We start from the raw sequence: 17769 nt of genomic DNA, 5'->3' as shown, positions 1-17769 counted from the left end.
TTGTCACATTCAGAGGTAGCCCATGTTTCGTACTCAACCGAATGGCCTGGCCATGGCCATCGCCCTCGCGTTCCCGCTGCTCGCCCACGCCAGCGAGTCCGCCGACGCACAGCAAAATAGTGCCGCATCCAACTCTTCCAGCCCCAAGACGACTCAAGCGATCGTCGTCGTCGGTCGCCCCAGCGCAACCCAGCAGGGCGCACTGCGCGAAGACATCGTCAAGACCGAAACGATCAACGCCAGGGAGATCGAAAAGACCGGCGCGAACAACCTGACCGAGCTGATGTCACACCGGCCCGGCATCGACGTTCAGGTCGAGTGCTCGGTCTGCAACGTTCGCAACATCACACTGAACAACCTTCCCGGCCGCTTCACGACGCTGTTGCTCGACGGCGTGCCGATCTTCTCGTCGGTCTCGAACTCCTATGGCCTCGACATGGTCGGCCTCAACGGCCTGGAACGCGTCGACATCTCGCGCGGCGCGGGAACGAGCCTGATCGCGCCCGAGTCGCTCGCGGGCAGTGTCAACCTCGTGACCAAGCGCCCGAGCAAGGATTCGCTGGAGATGGACCTGAGCGGCGGCGACAAGGGTTTTCGCCGCGCCTCGGCCTATGGCGCGAAGACCTTCGACGGTGGCGCGCTCAGCTTCACCGGAAGCCTGGCACGCCAGGACAGCGTCGATGGCGTCGGAACCGGGCTGTCCCAATACTCCGGTTACGACCGCAAGATGGCGGGGCTTGGCCTCTTCCTGAACGATGTCGGCGGTTTCAAGATCAAGACCCGCTATGACCACATCGACGAGAAACGGATGGGCGGCCCGCTGGGCAACGACTATGACGCAGTGCGCGCGAGCACCAGCGGTAACCCTTTCGACTTCAGCCAGGGCCCGCACGGCGCGCCGAACGCCGACAGCTGGGTCGTGCCGGCTGACGGATCGCTCTCCAGCCCCTACAACGACGGCCGCTTCGGCCTTGCGCAGATCATCTTCACAAAGCGCGACCAGTTTGCCGGCACAGCAGAGCGCCAGCTCGGCGAAGCACGGCTGCGCTTCGCACTCGGCTATGCCCGGCACAAACAGGACTCCTGGTACGGCGGCGATGCCGACTACTTCGGCCGGCAGAAGCAATACTATCTGGAGAGCAGCGTCCAGGCACCTCTGGGCAAGACCCTGGTCACGGCGGGCCTCGTCTACCGCTACGAAGACCTGCACAGCCGCTCGGTCAGCGAAGACCCCTCTTCACCGACCTTCGGCGTCGAACGCACCGATGCCGACGCCTATGTCTATCGCACTCCGGGCGCTTTCCTGCAGGCCTATCAGACCTTCTTCGATCAGCGTCTCGAAGCGAACGCGAGCCTGCGCTACGACCGGAACAACGTCTACGGCGGGCTGGCGACCCCCAGACTGAACCTGCTCTGGCATCACAACGAAACGCTGTCCAGCCGCTTCGCGGCCGGTCAGGGCTATCGGCTGCCCACCTCGTTCTTCGAGCTCGAACACGCGATCCTCTCGGCTCCGGCGGTCGATCGCTCGGGCGCGAAGGCCGAGAAGTCCGACAACCTGTCCTATGCGCTGAACTATGCCGACGACCGCTTCGCGGTCACCGCTTCGCTGAACCACACGCGCATCCGCAATCTCGCGCTCTTCATCGACGACACCGCCAACTCGGGCAACTTCCTGCTGCGCCCTGCCGCGAGCGCCTACACGATCAACAATGCCGACATCGTCGGAACTTGGCAGGCGACGAGCGCGGATGCGCTGACCCTGGGCCTGGAGCGCTACCAGTACCGTTTCAACGCCAGCGACTTCCAGGGTAGCCTGTTCGCCCGCCCGGATTACCGCGTCACGCTCTCGCTCGATCACGACTCCGGCCCCTGGGACGTCAATGTCCGCGCGACCTATACCGGGCCCCAGGATCTCGCAAAGTTCTACGACTACCAGGACAGCCAGCGCTACAACCTCGACGGCACGCCCAAAGCCGACAAGAGTCCCGGCTTCTGGGTCGTCGATCTGCGCACGTCCTACCGCTGGACCCGCTCCGTCGAAACCTATGTCGGCATCAACAACGTCTTCGATTATCAGCAGGCCAAAAAGGAGAGCTACCTCTGGCTGGACAAGGACGGCAACCTCGACGTGACCCATATCTGGGGGCCCAACATCGGCCGCACCGTGGTGGCCGGCGTCAAGCTGAGCTACTGATGAAGACGATCGTCACGCTCGCCAACGCGGCGAAGCTCGCGATCTGCGCGGCGGCGCTCCAGGCTCAGGCCTGGGCGTCGCCGCCCGCGCCCTCCTTCGAGCTGCGCCAGATCGACGGGTCGGGTTTTGTCCGCCTCACCGACTTCGTGGACCGCCCGGTACTGCTCAACTTCTGGGGCAGCGAATGTCCGCCCTGCGCACGCGAACTGCCTCTGCTCTTCGCGCAGGCCCGCAGCCATCCCGACCTGCAGTTCTTTGGCATCGCCGTCGATGACCGGGCCAACGCGAGCCGCTTTCTGATGCGTCAGACTCCGACCTACCCCCAGCTGATCGCGGGACCTCAGCCCGAAGTGCTGATGCGGCGCTTCGGCAACCGGATCGGGGCTCTGCCCTATACGGTGGTATTGAACCGGCAGCATCGGATCTGTGCTTCGCATGTCGGCGAGCTCGACCCGGCCTGGCTCGATGCCGCACGGAGCGCCTGCATCCCGCACTGATTCCGGAACCAACCGCCCTATTCCATATTGATCATCCCGAAAACCGGGATTGTGCATTGCCCCGAGCCTTCTTTCTCTGCCTGCCCAGGACGCCTATAAATACACCTGTACTCCTTCCCGAATACCCGCAGCGAAGCCTCTGACGATCAGATGAAACGCGCGAAAGCCGGGATCAACCCTCAGAGAGAGAAGGTTTTGTATGGCCTACGCAACGCTCAACCCTTATACCGGCGAACAACTGAAGGTTTTCCCGGATGCCACCGACTCGGAAGTCGCCGAGGCGATAACCAAGGCCCATCAGGCCTTCCTCGCCTGGCGCGAGACATCCTTTCCCGCACGCGGCGCGATCCTGCAGCGCGCCGCCGACCTGCTGCGCGAGCACAAGGAACGCTATGCGAAACTCTTGACCCTGGAGATGGGCAAGCTCTATGCGGAAGCGCTGGGCGAAGTCGAGCTTTCGGCCAGGATCATGGAGTACTACGTCGAACACGCCGAGTCGCTGCTCGCTCCGCAGAAGCTGCCGGTCGCCGACGCGGCCGAAGGCGAAGCGGTTCTCGTCAATGATCCGCTGGGCATCATCCTCGCGATCGAGCCGTGGAACTTTCCCTACTATCAGATCGCCCGGATCCTGGCACCCCAGCTCTCGGCCGGCAACACGCTGCTGCTCAAGCACGCGTCCAACGTGCCGCAGAGCGCGGCAGCCTTCGAGCAGCTGATGCGCGAAGCCGGTCTGCCCGAAGGTGTATTCAGGAACCTCTATGCGACGCGCAAGCAGATCGAGATGATCCTGAACGACCCGCGCGTGCACGGTGTCGCGCTGACCGGCTCCGAAGAGGCCGGCGCCATCGTCGCGGCTCAGGCCGGCAAGGCGCTGAAGAAATCGACGATGGAGCTGGGCGGCGCCGACGCCTTCGTCGTGCTGGCCGATGCCGAGCTCGACAAGACCGTCAAGTGGGCCGTGTTCGGCCGCCACTGGAACGGCGGTCAGGTCTGCGTCTCGTCGAAGCGGATGATCGTTGTCGACGCCGTCTATGACGAGTTCCTGCGCCGCTACACGGAAGGAGTTGCGGAGCTTCGCGCGGGCGATCCCTTCGATCCGGCAACGACGCTCGCGCCTCTGTCTTCGCAGACCGCCGCCGACGAGGTCAGGGAGAAGATCCGCCAGGCCGTCGCCCACGGCGCCGTTGCAACCGAAGTCGGGCCAAAGATTCCCACCCAGGGCGCTTTCGTGCAGCCGACGATCCTGACCAACGTCACCGCGGACAACCCGGCCTACTACTGGGAGTTCTTCGGTCCGGTCTCGATGATTCTGCGCGCGAAGGATGAGGACGATGCGGTCCGCATCGCCAACGATTCGCCCTTCGGTCTGGGCGGCTCGGTTTTCACCGCGGATACCCGGCGCGGCGCGAAAGTGGCCGCCCGGATCTCGACCGGTATGGTCTTCGTCAACCACCCGACCATGGTCAAGGCCGACCTGCCCTTCGGCGGCGTGCGCCGCTCGGGCTATGGCCGCGAGCTGCTGGGTCTGGGTCTGAAGGAGTTCGTCAATCACAAACTGATCGACGTCGTCGATATCGACGCGCCGTTCTGAGCCGGACGGACTGCCTTCTGCTCCGCCGTGGCCCCCGCTCTTCCGGGAGCGAGGACCACGGCGGACACGCATGATCGAGCGCAAAGAAGGAAATCGACAGTCTTTCTGGATGGGAAGCGGGCAAACCTGATAGATTTGCCACTATCTTCTGTTCGGGGGAGATCATGCGTCGGCTGCTGCTGTTGTGCTGTCTTTTCTTGCTCGCCTGCGGCCCCCAGAAGCCGGTGAGGCTGGGCTTCATCGGCGGCACCTCCGGTCGCTTCGCCGATCTGGGAACGAGCGGGCGCAACGGAGCGCAGCTGGCGGTCGAGATGCGCAACCTGCGCGGCGGAGTGCGCGGTCATCCGGTCGAACTGCTGCTGCGCGACGACAAGCAGGATGCGACCGTCGCGCGCAAAGCCCTGGTCGAACTCAAGGAGGCCGGTGCGCTGGCAGTGATCGGTCCGATGACCAGCTCGATGGCGCTGAGCATCATCCCAAAGGCAAATGAGCAAGAGCTCGTGCTGATGTCGGGAACGGTCTCGACCTCCCAGCTCTCCGGCAAGGACGACTACTTTTTTCGCGTGATCGGCGACACAGCGCGCGCCGCGGCCGCGAATGCGCTCTTTCATGCCCGCAGGCTCGGTTACCGGCGGGCGACGTTGATCTGGGACATCGCCAACCGCGACTACTCCGAAGTCTGGGCCAGCGAATACAGCCGCAGCTTCACGTCGCAAGGGGGACAGATCCTTCAGCAGACGCGCTTCGACTCTCATCAAGACAAGAACTATGCCGAGCTCGCGCGCACGCTGCTCGCCCCCGCCCCGCAGATCGTCGTGCTGGTCTGCAACTCGGTCGATGCGGCTCTTCTGGCGCAGCAGCTGCGCAGACAGGACGGCAAGGTGCGGATTGCCGGCGCAGGCTGGGCTTCGACCGAGCGGATCATCGAGCTGGGCGGACGCGCGGTCGAAGGCATGCTGCTCGAACAGTTCTTCGACCGCCAGGACTCGAGTCCGCGCTACCAGAGCTTCGTATCGGCCTATCGCAAGCGCTTCTCTCAGGAACCCGGCTTCGCCGGCGTGACGAGCTTCGACGCGGCCAACGTGCTGATGGACGCGCTGGAGAAGAATCCGGATCCAACGCAGCTGAAGAAAACCCTGCTCGCGATGCGCAACTTCCCGGGCGTGCAGTCCACGGTCAGTTTTGACGCCTATGGCGATGCGGTGCGCCCGTCCCATATGGCCGAGGTCAAAGATGGCGTTTTTTCGCCGCTCCAGTGACGCGGTCGCGCTTCGCTCCCTGCTGCTCAACGGAGTCGGGCTCATCGCACTGTTGTTCGGCGGCTGTGCGCTGTCGGTGCTGATTTTCTGGTTCGTCCCACGGATCGAGAGCATCGTCAGCGAGCGCAACCTCGCGGTGGCCCGCGCGCTGGGAACCCAGACCAGCTACTACCTGGCTCAAGCGAGGCAGACTGTCGAAGTACTGGCCGGGGAGCTGCAGCGCGACCAGCAGGGCAGCCGGAATCTGGATGTTCAGGTGCGCGCGGGCTCGACCTTTTCGGCGATCTATGTGGTCGATGAGACGGACCACATCCGGGAGATCGGGATCCGCCGCGGCCGGGTCAGCGATCTGCTCGGCCTCGATGTCGCGCGCAATCCCGTCGTGCTCCAGGCGAGGCGAAGCAAGAGCCTGAGCTGGTCGTCGGTCTATCTGTCGCCGGTCAGCGGGCAGCTGACCGTCGCGCTCGCCCAGTTCGCGGGGAAGCAGATCGTCATCGGCGAAATCAACCTGCAGCAGCTCTCGAGCTTCGTCAAAGCGACCGCGGGGGACAGCAGCATCCAGATGGTCGTCCTCGATGCGAACGGCCAGATCATCGCCCATCGCGATCCGGAGATCTCGCTGCAGCAGCTCAGCATCCAGACCCTGCTCGGTCCCGACGACGACTGGAGAATGGAGCCGCGCGCGCTGGACTTCATGGGGCAGGCGCTGCTGACCCACTTCCTGCCCATCCCGCAGTCAGGCTGGCGAATCATGGTCGGCCAACCCGCCTCCCAGGTCAGGGGGCCGGTCGTGATGCTGTCGCTGACGCTGGTGATCTCGGGCGCTCTGGTCTATCTGCTCTTCCTGCTGGTCTGGCGGCGTTTCTCGCTGAAGCTGGCCGCGCGCTTCGAAGCACTGGCGGGTCTAGCCAAGGAGGTCGCGGCCGGCAAACACCCCGAGGTCTGGCCCGATTTTCCTATCCTGGAGCTGCGCCTGCTCGGACAGAGCCTGCGCCACATGAGCGAGGCCGTGCGCGAGCGCGAACTCAAGCTTGCCGAACTGAACCAGTCGCTGGAGAGCCGAGTCGTCCAGCGCACGACCGAACTGGAGCAGGCCAACCGCGAGCTGAGCGAGGCGCTTGCGCATCTGAACACCGCGCGCCACGAGCTGGTGCAGACCGAGAAGCTCGCCGCACTGGGCGGAATCGTGGCCGGCGTTGCGCATGAGCTGAACACGCCGATCGGCAATGCGCGGCTGGCCGCCGACAGCTTCGTCAACGCGGCCCGGGAGGTCGAGGCCGCACGGGTGCGGGGACTCAAGCGTTCGGATCTCGATCGCTTCCTCGAAGCGGGCCGGGAGGCCTCCTTGCAGGTGGAGCGGAATCTGGAGCGGGCAGCGAGCCTGATCGTGAACTTCAAACAGATGGCCGTCGATCAGGCGACCTCTCAACGGCGCGTCTTCTCCTTGCAAGAAGTCGTGCACAGCGTCGTGATCTCGGTCGAACCCTCGCTCAGAAAGCTCAGGTGCCGGATCTCGCTCAGCGATGAACTTCAGGGCCGGACCTGTCTTCTCGACAGCTATCCGGGCCCGCTCGGGCAGGTGCTGACCAATCTGTTCATGAACGCGGCCGTGCACGCCTATCCGGAGACGGGAGGAGAGATCCGGGTGAGCCTGACCGGGGATGGAGACGATCGCGTACGGATCACGGTCTGCGACGAGGGCACAGGCATCGCCGAGGAAAACCTGAACCGGATCTTCGAGCCCTTTTTTACGACCCGTCTGGGCCAGGGCGGCTCTGGCCTGGGGCTGTATCTGTGCTACCAGATCGTGACCGAAAGGCTCGGTGGAGACATCACCGCGCAGAGTTCCGCGGGTGCGGGCTCCTGCTTCTGCGTGCGCATTCCGCGTAACGCACCGCCTGCGTCCGCTGCCGAACAGGACGAACTCGATGCGTTCGACACTCTGGAGGCGCCCCCTCCTGTGCGCGGACGCGAAGCTTGACGGTTCAGCTCGCGGACTTGTCGCTGCCCCGGATCAGCGCTCCCGCTGACGAAAAGCGCAGAACGACCGGCTCTCCAGTGTCGAAGGAAGTGCCTCGCGCGATGTCGGCCAGTGTCGTCAGGTAGCTGTTGAAGCTGCGCAAATCCTCTTCCATGTCGGGATCGCTTTTGAGCGCTTCTTCGAGCTGCCCCGCATAGGGATAGTCGGCGGGCAGCGTCATCTGCCCCTCGCCATCGTAGCCGATGCTGGCGGGAGCGAAGGCGATGCCGTGCGCGGCGAGGAAAGCCGGAAACTGGCTGTCGATATGGCGCTTCAGCGCCTCGACCCGCTCCATGCTCGGCAGCCTGAGCGTGGTTCGATGCAGCGAGTCCGCGGAGGCGTCCTGGCCCCCCGGAGGCGGCGCCTCGCTTGCCTCTGAACTCGCAGATTGCGCGGACAGTGCACGCGCGGCCGGGGAGATATCGACCGTGTATGCAGGCATTGCCTCACGGGGGGCAGAACTTGCCGAAGCCTTGGGGGTATTTGCCCCTCTGTCTGAGGCGAGGCTGGACAGATAGGCGCCCGGACTGAGCACAGCAGGCAGGATGGACACGGAAGTCTCCTTGGAATGACGGACAGAATGGCTGACTGATCCGCAGACTTTCCAGCAACTTCCGCACCAGACTTGATCCCGATCGCCGAGCGCCCTAATATCTGTACATATTTACAGTACCCGCAAAAAAATGGACCTCCCCGCCAAACTGGCGATCCTCGCCGATGCCGCCAAGTACGACGCATCCTGTTCGAGCAGCGCCGCCCCTTCGCGCTCCTCGCGCGGCAAGGACGGCCTGGGTGCCACCCAGGCCATGGGCGTCTGCCACAGCTTCACGCCGGACGGCCGTTGCATCTCGCTGCTCAAGATCCTGCTGACCAACTTCTGCATCTACGACTGCCAGTACTGCATCAACCGCCGCAGCAGCGACGTGCCGCGCGCCCGGCTCAGCGCCGTCGAGCTGGCCCGGCTGACGATCGACTTCTACCGCCGCAACTACATCGAGGGCCTCTTCCTGTCCTCGGGCATCATTCGCTCGCCCGACCACACGATGGAGCAGCTCGTCGAAGTAGCACGCAGCCTGCGCGAGGATCATCACTTCCGCGGCTACATCCACCTCAAAACCATCCCCGACGCCGATCCACGGCTGATCGAAGCCGCGGGCCGCCACGCGGACCGGCTCAGCGTCAACATCGAGCTGCCGACCGAGACCGGCATCCGGCGGCTCGCCCCGGACAAGAAGGTGCGCACGATCCGTCAGGCCATGGGGACGATCCGCGGCAAGATCGAGGAAGGCGCGGCGGAGCGGTGCGCGCCGCGCTTCTCGCCGGCGGGCCAGAGCACCCAGATGATCGTCGGCGCGGACGACACCGACGACAAGGCCATCCTGGACACGGCCGAAGACCTCTATGGCCGCTACAAGCTCAAGCGCGTCTATTACTCGGCTTTCAGCCCCATCCCGAACAGTCCGGCCGGAATGCCCGCCGCGCCTTCGCCGAGGATCCGCGAGCATCGCCTCTATCAGGCGGACTTTCTGGTGCGCGGCTACGGTTTCTCGGTGGCGGAGCTGCTCCCCGGGCACGGCAACCTCGCCATTGATATCGACCCCAAGCTCGCCTGGGCGCTCGCCCACCGCGAACACTTCCCGGTCGATCTGAACCGGGCCGAGCCGTGGCTGGTCGCCCGCGTGCCCGGGATCGGCCTGCTCAACGCGCAGCGCATTGTGGACCTGCGCCGCCAGCGCGCGATCCGCTGGGACGATCTCGTGCGGATGCGCGCCGCGATGAAGAAACTGCGCAACTTCGTCGTCACCGCAGATCACCATCCGCGCCGGGATGCGCAGAGTTCGGACGCGTTGCGCCGCGCCCTCGCCCCGGCGCAGCAGCTCTCGCTGTGGCCGGAGCTTGCGAATGGCTGAAGTGCGCCACAGCGCGAGCGTCGTCGACTTTGCCCAGTGGCGGAGCGCCGCACGCCACTTCCTCGCGGCCGGCATCGCGCCGGACGCGCTCGTCTGGAACGATGGCGCCTCCTCTTCGCTTTTCGACGCAGGGCCCTCCCCGACACCCGGGCAGCCGGTCACGCCCCTGCGCACCGCGGCAGTCTCGGCAACGCTGCTCGACATGATGCGCCTCGCGTCGAATCACGATGCGGCCGACCGTTGGGCGCTCTTCTACCGCATTCTGTGGCGCTGGACCCGGGGCGAGCGCTGCTGCGCATCCGCCGCGGACGTCGACGGCGCCCGGCTGCACCAGCTCACCCGCGAGGTCCGCCATGAAGTCTGTCATGTGATGTCCTTCGTCCGCTTTCGCGAGCGCAGCGCTCCCGAGGGCGATCCGCGCTACGTCGCGTGGATAGAGCCAGCCTACCCGGTGCTGCGCGAAGTCGCGGACCACTTCGCGCGCCGGATGGGGCGAATCAGCTGGATGATTGCGAGCCCGCGCGAGAGCGTGTTCGGCGACGGCACGCGGGTCGTCTTCGGGCCGGGTCAGCAAAAGCTCGGCGCGCAGACCGACCCGAACGAAGCGCTGTGGGCGGTCTATTACCGCAGCACCTTCAATCCGGGACGTCTGAACGTCGATCTGATGCGCGGGCATATGCCCGAGCGTTTCTGGAAAAATCTGCCCGAAGCCCCGCAAATCGAAGCGCTGGTCAGCGCCACCGGACTTGGGACGCTGCGGCCCACGCGGAGGTAAGCCGATCCCGTGCGAACGGTACCGGAGAAGGCCTGGCCGTGGGATGCATAGACTTTCGCGCAGCGCAGCTTAGCGTTCGACCCAGTCGTCGTTCACGATCGCCCAGCGCTCGTGATCCTTCCATTCCCCTCCCCCCACCCTCAGGTAGCGGCGGGAAAAGCCTTCCCTGACAAAGCCGGCTCCGGCAACGAGCCGTATCGACGCCTCGTTGCCGGGCTGAATGTTCGCCTCCAGGCGGTGCAGGGCCAGAGTGCCAAAGGCTTCGTTGAGCAGCAAGCCCAGAGCCTCCCGCATGATGCCCTTGCGCTGGTGGGGACAGAAGACCTCGTAGCCGAGATAGCCCGACTGGAAGAGCCCCCGGATCACGCCCGAGATGTTGAAAGTGCCGAGAATTTCATCCCCGCCCTCCGGGCAGACGAAGTAGCGGCCCTGCTGGGCGAGGTAGCGTTCAAAGTCCTCGGGAGCCCAGGTCCACGGATGGTGCAAGGCTTCGCTGCGCGCATAGGCGGCACGGATCTCGACAAGATCCTCGGGCACGGGACGCCTCAGTGTGAGCATCGCAAACTCCCAATGTTCGACCACGGATCCGGGCGGAGCGTGGGCCTCTGGCGCCCGAATGCTATCCGATCCGGCGCCTTCTGTGGCGGGGTATGCTGCGAGGCCTTGAACATCCTCGAGTGACAGACATGCAGATCTGGGTCGATGCCGACGCGTGTCCGCGCGTGATCCGCGACATCCTCTTCCGCGCCGCGACGCGCACCGCAACATCGCTGACCCTGGTGGCCAACCAGATGATATCGACTCCGCCCTCGCCGCTGATCCGCTCAGTGCAGGTGCCCCAGGGCTTCGATGTTGCCGACGCCGAGATCGCGCGGCGTGCGGAGCCGGGCGATCTGGTCATCACCGCCGACATCCCGCTCGCGGCCCAGGTCATAGAGCGCGGCGCCCGGGTGCTCGACCCGCGGGGCGAGAGCATGACGAAGGAGAACATCCGCGAGCGCCTGTCGATGCGCGATTTCATGCAGGGCCTGCGTGATTCGGGCATCGAGACCGGCGGGCCGGCCGGTTTCTCGGCAGCGGACTCCCGCAGCTTCGCCGCCGCGCTCGACCGCCTGCTGGCGCAGCGGCGAGCTTGAAAGCCATTCGCCCTCAGTGCTGGCTGACCCAGGCAAGGCCTTGCTTCGACGCATAGCGCAGCGCCGCGGCGGGGCTGGAAAAGGTCGGCGTGAAACGCAGGATCCGGGTCGTGCTCGCCGAGCCCTGGCCGGAGTGAATGGAAACCGAAGCCGCGAAGCCTCCGTGGCGGTTCGGCTCGGTCATCGGGGAAACGCAATAGCGTCCCATGGAAATCGGGGTGTTCATTCGTTACTTGCTTTCGGGTAATGGTCTTGAAGGCAGAGCCTTCCAAACGGGAGATCAAGATGGCCGCATGCGGCATCGCTTCTGTGCTGGGGTGGATCATCGGCCCTGACGGGAAAAAACCGCAGGAAGGATTTCCTGACCGGGGAGCGTTTTCTTGATTCGCAGCCGGCGAGCACAGATCCCCTGGCGCGGGTCAGGACCGGTAAGGCCTGACGAGCGTGGCAGCGCATACGGCAACTCAGGTGCAATCAGGAAGGAAAGACACTGGTGGTGACCGCCCGCGCAGCGAGGTCCGGGGAAGACCAGCGGGACTCCGGAAGGACCGCTTGGGTGCAGCCCTCTCAAGGAGTTTCAGAAAGATATCATATTGCGTTCAAAAGCGCGACAGATTTTTTCGTTTCAGGATCTTTCAGGCTGCGCCGCAGGGTGCGGAGGGCGCAAGTGCCTGCAGCCATTACACCCTGCGTCTGCTGACAGGGAAAGCACCCGTTGTCGTCGGCGGAAATGTCTGCGCATCCATCAACGCGCAGCGAATCGGCAACCATCTAGAAGCGAAAGGCCATCACATTCGGCAGCAAGCCAGCCCTTTGAAGGACTCTTCAAGCGCTGGCTGCCCAGATTGCACAGATTGGAATGGTGATTAGCTCTGCTTTGAGTTACGACGCGTTGCCACCAAACCCAGCAGACCCAGCCCCAGCAAGACGAGAGAAGCAGGTTCTGGGACCGAATTCGCGGCATTGTACGTGACGTTGTCGTACCCAATGCCCGCAGGATCGGTGTTGGTGATGGAGACCCCGGCGATCTGCTCTCCGGATGTCGCACGGAATCCGTAGAAACCATCAACAATGTTTGACTGGGTGATTGACGCCAGCAGGCTGCCAGAAGTGCCGAAAAAATCTACGGTAAACGCACCGCTGTCCGTCCCAACAACATCTAGTCCAAACAAGTCGGTCGTAGTGTTAAACAGGATCGAAAGCGCACCTTCACCGACCCCGCTCAGTAAATCGCCGTAGATGACACCGGAACTGTTGTAGCTAAGAACGCCAATGTTGTCGGAGACTGCAGGATTTGCAAGTAATACCAGCGGAGAACTCGGTACTCCAGACAGGGCATCGAATCCACTGTCGGTACTTAGTGTCTGACCTTGGAAATGCTCTCCGTAAGTTGCTCCGCTCAGCGGGATCAAACCGACTACGTTTCCCGCGCCCAGAGCATCAAAGTTGTTGGCAATCGTTCCGCTCACCGTGTTATCAACGACGATCGCGGCGTTAGCCGAAGCAAAGCAAACGGCAATAGCTGTGCCGAGCAAGACCTTCTTGAACATGCCGCCCTCCTGAGTATCGGTTATGGGTACTTTCTCTGGTAAGCAAATTCAATACCAACACGGCGAGTCATTGAATACTCCTGTATCTAGAAGGTCACCAGCGAACGGACCTTGAAAACCAGCCCCCCAGCTAAGTCTTGTGTAAAAAATGTCGACAGACTGCGTGAAGCTCATCACTGACTTAGGCACCAAGCAGACGTAGCTCCGCTTCTGGCTGCGCGCAGCCATCCCTTGACTGAAACGAGAAGGGCCAATGCTTGACGGGAAGCAATCGGTCTCCAAACGCGCATCCTATAGATAAGGTCGTCAAGCCTCGAAGAAAATAGCCCCGAATTGCTTCGAGACCATCAGCACGGTTACTCACGCACGCGCCGTTGGTAGCGTCTTCACTCCTCATAGCTGATACCCCAGGAGGCCTTGACACCCGGGTTGCTTAAAAATAATTAATTTCAAGACACCAAGCTTACTATTTACGGACTTGCCAGTACGCTATACCCAGCCTTGAATTGTCACTGTCCCTTTGACTCCTGGCGGGGAGAGTCCTGAAAACTCATTGCGCCATTGGTCTGCATGTCCGGCAGGGGTTTTGCATCCGAAGCGAATGGAAAATCCAAGGTGGAATCGGTGCGCAGCGACATTCCGCCGCTAGGCGGCGTCGGCTGGAGGCGGATTGCCCGAAGGGCGAATCCGCCCTACATTGAAGATTGATTGTTAACGCACGGCGGCATGTGAATTGACGCGATCCTGCGAGATCAGATGCAGGGAGCGCAGATAGCAAAACGCCCCGCTTCCGAAGGAAGCAGGGCGTTTGCGGTATTGGCGGAGTGGACGGGACTCGAACCCGCGACCCCCGGCGTGACAGGCCGGTATTCTAACCAACTGAACTACCACTCCAAGCTGCAGGATTTCTCCCGCTGCCAGTCAAACTGGCGTCCCCACGGGGATTCGAACCCCGGTTATCGCCGTGAAAGGGCGGTGTCCTAGGCCTCTAGACGATGGGGACCTGAACATCGGCTTTTTCGCTGCTGGTGGAGGTAAACGGGATCGAACCGATGACCTCTTGCATGCCATGCAAGCGCTCTCCCAACTGAGCTATACCCCCAGTCCGAAAAAGCCACAACCTCTGAAACCGTTGGCGGAGTGGACGGGACTCGAACCCGCGACCCCCGGCGTGACAGGCCGGTATTCTAACCAACTGAACTACCACTCCAACCTACAAACTCTTCATGCAGATCGCTCTGCGCTTGCCAAAAACTTGGCGTCCCCACGGGGATTCGAACCCCGGTTACCGCCGTGAAAGGGCGATGTCCTAGGCCTCTAGACGATGGGGACCCGGAACTTTTTTAACCACTCTTCGACTCACTGGTGGAGGTAAGCGGGATCGAACCGCTGACCTCTTGCATGCCATGCAAGCGCTCTCCCAGCTGAGCTATACCCCCGGTGCATCGAAGAGGTGCAATCATAGAATGAGATCCCGGTTCCGTCAACCCCCCATTCTGAAAAACCTGCAAAAACCCGGCCTTTCAGGCGATGAGCCCGCCGACGGAATACCGCTACAGCAGTTTTCCGGGATTCATCAGCCCGGCAGGGTCGAAAGCCTTCTTGATCCTGCGCATCAGTTCGATCTCGAGCGGACTCTTGTAGCGGACCAGCTCGTCGCGCTTGAGCTGACCGATTCCGTGCTCGGCCGAGATCGAGCCGTCCAGCGCGGCGACGATGTCGTAGACGATGCGGTTGACCTTCTCGCTCTGCTCGATCAGCGAGGGCGCCTCGACCGGCCCGAAGCAGTTGTAGTGCAGATTGCCGTCGCCGACGTGACCGAAAGCGATGATACGGATACCCGGGAAGGCCGCCGCGAGCGCCTCCCCTGCCCGCTCCAGGAAATCCGGAATCCGGCTGACCGGCACCGAGATGTCGTGCTTGATGCTGACGCCTTCGCGTTTCTGGGCTTCGGCGGCGTTCTCGCGCAAGGCCCACAGCGCCTCGATCTGCGATGCGCTCAAGGCAATCACCGCATCGCTGGCAAGCTCCATCTCGATCGCGGCGCCGAGCACGTTCTCGAAGATCGGGCCCAGCTCGGCCCCCTCCGCGCTGTCCGCGAGTTCGATCAGCGCGTACCACGGCGAAGGCTGATCGAGCGGATCGCGGGCGCCTTCGCAATGGGCCAGCACCAGCTCAAGGGTTTGGCGGCTGATCAGCTCGAAGGCGCTGAGGCGCTCGCCGGCGGCCGCGCGGATGTCGCCGAGCAGCTGAACCGCGGCGACGGGATCGGGCAGAGCCACCCAGGCCAGGCTGCGGCTGCGCGGAGCCGGAAAGAGCTTCAGCACCGCCGCGGTGATCAAACCCAGGGTGCCTTCGGCGCCGAGGAAGAGCTGCTTCAGATCGTAGCCGGTATTGTCTTTTCTCAGACCACGCAGGCTGCTCCAGACTTCGCCGTCGGCGAGCACGACTTCGAGCCCCAGCACGAGCTCGCGGGCGGTGCCGTAGCGGAGCACATGGACGCCTCCGGCGTTCGTCGACAGGTTGCCACCGATCTGGCAGCTGCCTTCGGCCGCCAGCGACAGCGGGAAAAGCCGTCCCGCCGCCTCGGCCGCATCCTGCACCGCGGCGAGCGTGCAGCCCGCCTCGACCGTGATCGTCGAATTGCCGACGTCGACTTCGCGAATATGGTTCATCCGGCCCAGCGCGACGACGACCTCGGCACCGCTCGCGTCCGGCGTCGCGCCGCCGCAGTGCCCGGTATTCCCGCCCTGGGGCACGATGGGTACGGAGGCGGCCGCGCAGGCCTTGACGACGGCCGCGACTTGCGCGGTCGATGCGGGTTTGACGACGGCGAGACAGCGGCCGTGATAACGCCCCCGCCAGTCGTTCAGATAGGGCGCGCACTGCTCAGTCGAGCGGAGCACGTTCGCCTCGCCGACGATCGAAGAAAGGGCGGCGAGAAGATCGTTCATGATTCGACCGGAACCGCGTACAGATCGTGCACATCGACATCGACGACACGCACTTTCGCGAACTCGCCGACTTCCAGCCCTTCGCCGTCGGGGATCAGCACCAGACCGTCGATCTCGGGCGCATCGCCCATCGAGCGCGCGACCGCGCCCTCCTCGTCGACGTCGTCGACGAGCACCGTGATCTCACGGTCGAGCAGGCGTTCCAGCCTCTGCGTCGAGATGTCCTCCTGATGCTCCATCAGGCGGATCTTCCGGTCCTCGCGGATCTCCTCGGGCGGAAGACCGGGCAGCGCGTTCGCGGCAGCGCCTTCGACCGGCGAGTACGCAAAGCAGCCGACCCGGTCGAGCTGGGCTTCGGAGAGCCAGCCGAGCAGTTCCTCGAAATCCTCTTCGGTCTCGCCGGGGAAGCCGGCGATGAAGGTCGAGCGGATCGTCAGGTCCGGCACCGCGTCGCGCCAGCGGCGGATCCGCGCGAGCGTGTTCTCGGCATCTCCCGGCCTCTTCATCGCCTTCAGGATCCGCGGGTTCGCATGCTGGAACGGAACATCGAGATAGGGCAGGATCTTGCCGTCGGCCATCAGCGGCAGCACTTCATCGACATTCGGGTAGGGATAGACGTAGTGCAGCCGGATCCAGACCCCCAGCTCACCGAGCGCGTTGCACAGGTCGTAGAACTTGGTCTTGACCGGGCGTCCGCCCCAGAAACCGGTCCGGTATTTGACATCGACGCCGTAGGCGCTGGTGTCCTGGGAGATCACCAGGATCTCCTTGACGCCGGAATCGACCAGCGCCTCGGCTTCGCGCATCACCTCGCCGATCGGGCGCGAGACGAGGTCGCCGCGGAGCGACGGGATGATGCAGAAGCTGCAGCGGTGATTACAGCCTTCCGAGATCTTCAGATAGGCGAAGTGATCGGGGGTCAGCCGCACGCCCTGGGGCGGCAGCAGATCGATGAAGGGGTCGTGCGGCTTGGGCAGATGAGCGTGGACGGCGTCCATCACTTCCTCGGTCGCATGGGGACCGGTCACGGCCAGCACTTTCGGGTGCACGGACTCGACGATCCCGTGCCCGGAGGAATCCTTCTTCGCGCCCAGGCAGCCGGTCACGATGACCCGACCGTTTTCGGCGAGCGCCTCGCCGATCGCCGAGAGCGACTCTTCGACCGCGGCGTCGATGAAACCGCAGGTGTTGACGATGACGAGATCCGACCCCTGATAGGAGCCGGAGATCTCGTAGCCTTCGGAGCGCAGTCGGGTCAGGATCAGTTCGGCGTCGGACCCGGCCTTGGGGCAGCCAAGCGAAACGAATCCTACGGTCGGCGTGGAGTTGGAGCTTTGCGTCATCTTTATCCTGTATCGGGGAACGGGGATACGCCCGCGACAAAAGCGCCGGGCGGATCCGGAAACACCGCCATTCTACTTCGAGCTCCGGCCCCTCGCCCGGGCGCCGACAGAGCCCGAGTGCACGAAGGGGTAACCGGAGAGCGCCGGATCGCCCTCTTCCGCACGGCCGCCCTGCTCGTCGCGGACCGAGGCGGCGGACTCATCGTTCGGATGCGATCGCACAACCCGGCTGTGCGAGCGGATCATCTGCGCGAGCAGATCGGACGGAAAGCGGGTCAGGGTCCCCATCTGCTCGTCGAGCACGATCTGGAGCAAGGTCGCGCGGGTCAGATCCTCACCGCTTCGGGCGTCCGTGACCACGAAATCCTCGCGTTTGACCACCAGCGCCTCGATGTCGGCGAGCGTCACATAGGCGCTCGTCCGCGTGTCGTAGAGCCGGCGATTCGGGTACTTCTTGATCAGTCTGTCCGCCCTGGCCATCTTCCCCCCCTGAACGCGTGCCGGTCGCGCAGCTGAGTACAGCAGAGGAAACACGCT

15 protein-coding genes and 6 tRNA genes are annotated in these 17769 nt (G+C 63.8%); 8 read left to right on the top strand and 13 right to left on the bottom strand.

Annotation, left to right across the window (positions count from 1 at the left end; translation table 11 throughout):
- Positions 1–22: 22 nt before the first annotated feature.
- The 5 genes from ACHFB9_RS09010 (at position 23) to ACHFB9_RS08990 (ending at position 7525) form a co-directional block, all read left to right on the top strand.
- The gene (locus ACHFB9_RS09010) at positions 23–2197 is read left to right on the top strand and encodes a TonB-dependent receptor plug domain-containing protein (RefSeq protein ID WP_417071258.1); all 2175 of its coding nucleotides are present in this window, start codon (positions 23–25) and stop codon (positions 2195–2197) included.
- A complete protein-coding gene (locus tag ACHFB9_RS09005) occupies positions 2197–2694 on the top strand; it encodes a TlpA family protein disulfide reductase (RefSeq protein ID WP_417071256.1) in 498 nt (165 codons plus the stop codon). The genes ACHFB9_RS09010 and ACHFB9_RS09005 overlap by 1 nt, the downstream gene beginning before the upstream one ends.
- Positions 2695–2893: 199 nt before the next feature.
- Positions 2894–4285 carry an NAD-dependent succinate-semialdehyde dehydrogenase gene (locus ACHFB9_RS09000; RefSeq protein WP_417071255.1) on the top strand — a complete coding sequence of 464 codons (1392 nt, stop codon included), beginning with the start codon at positions 2894–2896 and terminating at the stop codon, positions 4283–4285.
- Between the two features lie 164 nt (positions 4286–4449).
- Positions 4450–5544 carry an ABC transporter substrate-binding protein gene (locus ACHFB9_RS08995; protein WP_417071253.1) on the top strand — a complete coding sequence of 365 codons (1095 nt, stop codon included), beginning with the start codon at positions 4450–4452 and terminating at the stop codon, positions 5542–5544.
- A complete protein-coding gene (locus ACHFB9_RS08990) occupies positions 5519–7525 on the top strand; it encodes a sensor histidine kinase (protein WP_417071251.1) in 2007 nt (668 codons plus the stop codon). The genes ACHFB9_RS08995 and ACHFB9_RS08990 overlap by 26 nt, the downstream gene beginning before the upstream one ends.
- A gap of 4 nt (positions 7526–7529) precedes the next feature.
- Here the strand turns inward: ACHFB9_RS08990 and ACHFB9_RS08985 are convergent, their stop codons facing one another.
- Positions 7530–8117 (bottom strand): hypothetical protein, encoded by a 588-nt coding sequence (locus tag ACHFB9_RS08985; protein ID WP_417071250.1) that lies wholly within the window; start codon positions 8115–8117, stop codon positions 7530–7532.
- A 130-nt stretch (positions 8118–8247) separates the two neighbouring features.
- Between ACHFB9_RS08985 and ACHFB9_RS08980 the strand changes: the two genes are divergently transcribed.
- A complete protein-coding gene (locus tag ACHFB9_RS08980) occupies positions 8248–9474 on the top strand; it encodes a putative DNA modification/repair radical SAM protein (protein WP_417071249.1) in 1227 nt (408 codons plus the stop codon).
- Entirely contained in the window at positions 9467–10249 is a 783-nt protein-coding gene (locus ACHFB9_RS08975; protein ID WP_417071248.1) for a TIGR03915 family putative DNA repair protein, read from the top strand. Before ACHFB9_RS08980 ends, ACHFB9_RS08975 begins: the two co-directional genes overlap by 8 nt.
- A gap of 69 nt (positions 10250–10318) precedes the next feature.
- On the opposite strand, the gene ACHFB9_RS08970 is transcribed toward ACHFB9_RS08975, so the two are convergent.
- Positions 10319–10807: a GNAT family N-acetyltransferase gene (locus ACHFB9_RS08970; RefSeq protein ID WP_417071247.1), complete on the bottom strand. Its 489-nt coding sequence runs from the start codon at positions 10805–10807 to the stop codon at positions 10319–10321.
- Between the two features lie 128 nt (positions 10808–10935).
- Between ACHFB9_RS08970 and ACHFB9_RS08965 the strand changes: the two genes are divergently transcribed.
- Positions 10936–11385: a YaiI/YqxD family protein gene (locus ACHFB9_RS08965; protein WP_417071246.1), complete on the top strand. Its 450-nt coding sequence runs from the start codon at positions 10936–10938 to the stop codon at positions 11383–11385.
- 13 nt (positions 11386–11398) lie between these two features.
- Here ACHFB9_RS08965 and ACHFB9_RS08960 read toward each other — a convergent pair whose 3' ends face one another.
- From ACHFB9_RS08960 to ACHFB9_RS08910, 11 genes are all read right to left on the bottom strand, one after another.
- On the bottom strand, positions 11399–11611 hold the full coding sequence (locus ACHFB9_RS08960; RefSeq protein ID WP_417071245.1) for a hypothetical protein: 213 nt from the start codon (positions 11609–11611) through the stop codon (positions 11399–11401).
- A gap of 640 nt (positions 11612–12251) precedes the next feature.
- On the bottom strand, positions 12252–12935 hold the full coding sequence (locus ACHFB9_RS08955; RefSeq protein WP_417071244.1) for a PEP-CTERM sorting domain-containing protein: 684 nt from the start codon (positions 12933–12935) through the stop codon (positions 12252–12254).
- A gap of 817 nt (positions 12936–13752) precedes the next feature.
- Positions 13753–13829 (bottom strand) — tRNA-Asp (locus tag ACHFB9_RS08950).
- A 33-nt stretch (positions 13830–13862) separates the two neighbouring features.
- A tRNA-Glu gene (locus tag ACHFB9_RS08945) sits at positions 13863–13938 on the bottom strand.
- Positions 13939–13961: 23 nt separating this feature from the next.
- Positions 13962–14037 (bottom strand) — tRNA-Ala (locus ACHFB9_RS08940).
- 31 nt (positions 14038–14068) lie between these two features.
- Positions 14069–14145, bottom strand: a tRNA-Asp gene (locus ACHFB9_RS08935).
- A gap of 46 nt (positions 14146–14191) precedes the next feature.
- Positions 14192–14267, bottom strand: a tRNA-Glu gene (locus tag ACHFB9_RS08930).
- Positions 14268–14298: 31 nt separating this feature from the next.
- A tRNA-Ala gene (locus ACHFB9_RS08925) sits at positions 14299–14374 on the bottom strand.
- A gap of 114 nt (positions 14375–14488) precedes the next feature.
- Entirely contained in the window at positions 14489–15889 is a 1401-nt protein-coding gene (locus ACHFB9_RS08920) for an FAD-binding oxidoreductase (RefSeq protein ID WP_417071243.1), read from the bottom strand.
- Entirely contained in the window at positions 15886–17232 is a 1347-nt protein-coding gene (gene rimO / locus ACHFB9_RS08915) for a 30S ribosomal protein S12 methylthiotransferase RimO (protein WP_417071242.1), read from the bottom strand. Before rimO ends, ACHFB9_RS08920 begins: the two co-directional genes overlap by 4 nt.
- A gap of 72 nt (positions 17233–17304) precedes the next feature.
- Positions 17305–17712: a polyhydroxyalkanoate synthesis regulator DNA-binding domain-containing protein gene (locus tag ACHFB9_RS08910; RefSeq protein WP_417071241.1), complete on the bottom strand. Its 408-nt coding sequence runs from the start codon at positions 17710–17712 to the stop codon at positions 17305–17307.
- Positions 17713–17769 lie beyond the last annotated feature (57 nt).

Origin of the sequence: Niveibacterium terrae, assembly GCF_048213115.1 — a bacterium.
Classification (GTDB): Bacteria; Pseudomonadota; Gammaproteobacteria; order Burkholderiales; family Rhodocyclaceae; genus Niveibacterium; species Niveibacterium terrae.
Note: the sequence above shows the minus strand (reverse complement) of the source record. Positions and strands in the feature narration are given on the sequence as shown.

Excerpts from the sequence above, each read along its gene's own strand:
- ACHFB9_RS09010 (WP_417071258.1), top strand. The coding sequence starts at position 23 with ATGTTTCGTACTCAACCGAATGGCCTGGCCATGGCCATCGCCCTCGCG.
- ACHFB9_RS09005 (WP_417071256.1), top strand. The coding sequence starts at position 2,197 with ATGAAGACGATCGTCACGCTCGCCAACGCGGCGAAGCTCGCGATCTGC.
- ACHFB9_RS09000 (WP_417071255.1), top strand. The coding sequence starts at position 2,894 with ATGGCCTACGCAACGCTCAACCCTTATACCGGCGAACAACTGAAGGTT.
- ACHFB9_RS08995 (WP_417071253.1), top strand. The coding sequence starts at position 4,450 with ATGCGTCGGCTGCTGCTGTTGTGCTGTCTTTTCTTGCTCGCCTGCGGC.
- ACHFB9_RS08990 (WP_417071251.1), top strand. The coding sequence starts at position 5,519 with ATGGCGTTTTTTCGCCGCTCCAGTGACGCGGTCGCGCTTCGCTCCCTG.
- ACHFB9_RS08980 (WP_417071249.1), top strand. The coding sequence starts at position 8,248 with ATGGACCTCCCCGCCAAACTGGCGATCCTCGCCGATGCCGCCAAGTAC.
- ACHFB9_RS08975 (WP_417071248.1), top strand. The coding sequence starts at position 9,467 with ATGGCTGAAGTGCGCCACAGCGCGAGCGTCGTCGACTTTGCCCAGTGG.
- ACHFB9_RS08970 (WP_417071247.1), bottom strand. The coding sequence starts at position 10,807 with ATGCTCACACTGAGGCGTCCCGTGCCCGAGGATCTTGTCGAGATCCGT.
- ACHFB9_RS08965 (WP_417071246.1), top strand. The coding sequence starts at position 10,936 with ATGCAGATCTGGGTCGATGCCGACGCGTGTCCGCGCGTGATCCGCGAC.
- ACHFB9_RS08960 (WP_417071245.1), bottom strand. The coding sequence starts at position 11,611 with ATGAACACCCCGATTTCCATGGGACGCTATTGCGTTTCCCCGATGACC.
- ACHFB9_RS08955 (WP_417071244.1), bottom strand. The coding sequence starts at position 12,935 with ATGTTCAAGAAGGTCTTGCTCGGCACAGCTATTGCCGTTTGCTTTGCT.
- ACHFB9_RS08920 (WP_417071243.1), bottom strand. The coding sequence starts at position 15,889 with ATGAACGATCTTCTCGCCGCCCTTTCTTCGATCGTCGGCGAGGCGAAC.
- rimO (WP_417071242.1), bottom strand. The coding sequence starts at position 17,232 with ATGACGCAAAGCTCCAACTCCACGCCGACCGTAGGATTCGTTTCGCTT.
- ACHFB9_RS08910 (WP_417071241.1), bottom strand. The coding sequence starts at position 17,712 with ATGGCCAGGGCGGACAGACTGATCAAGAAGTACCCGAATCGCCGGCTC.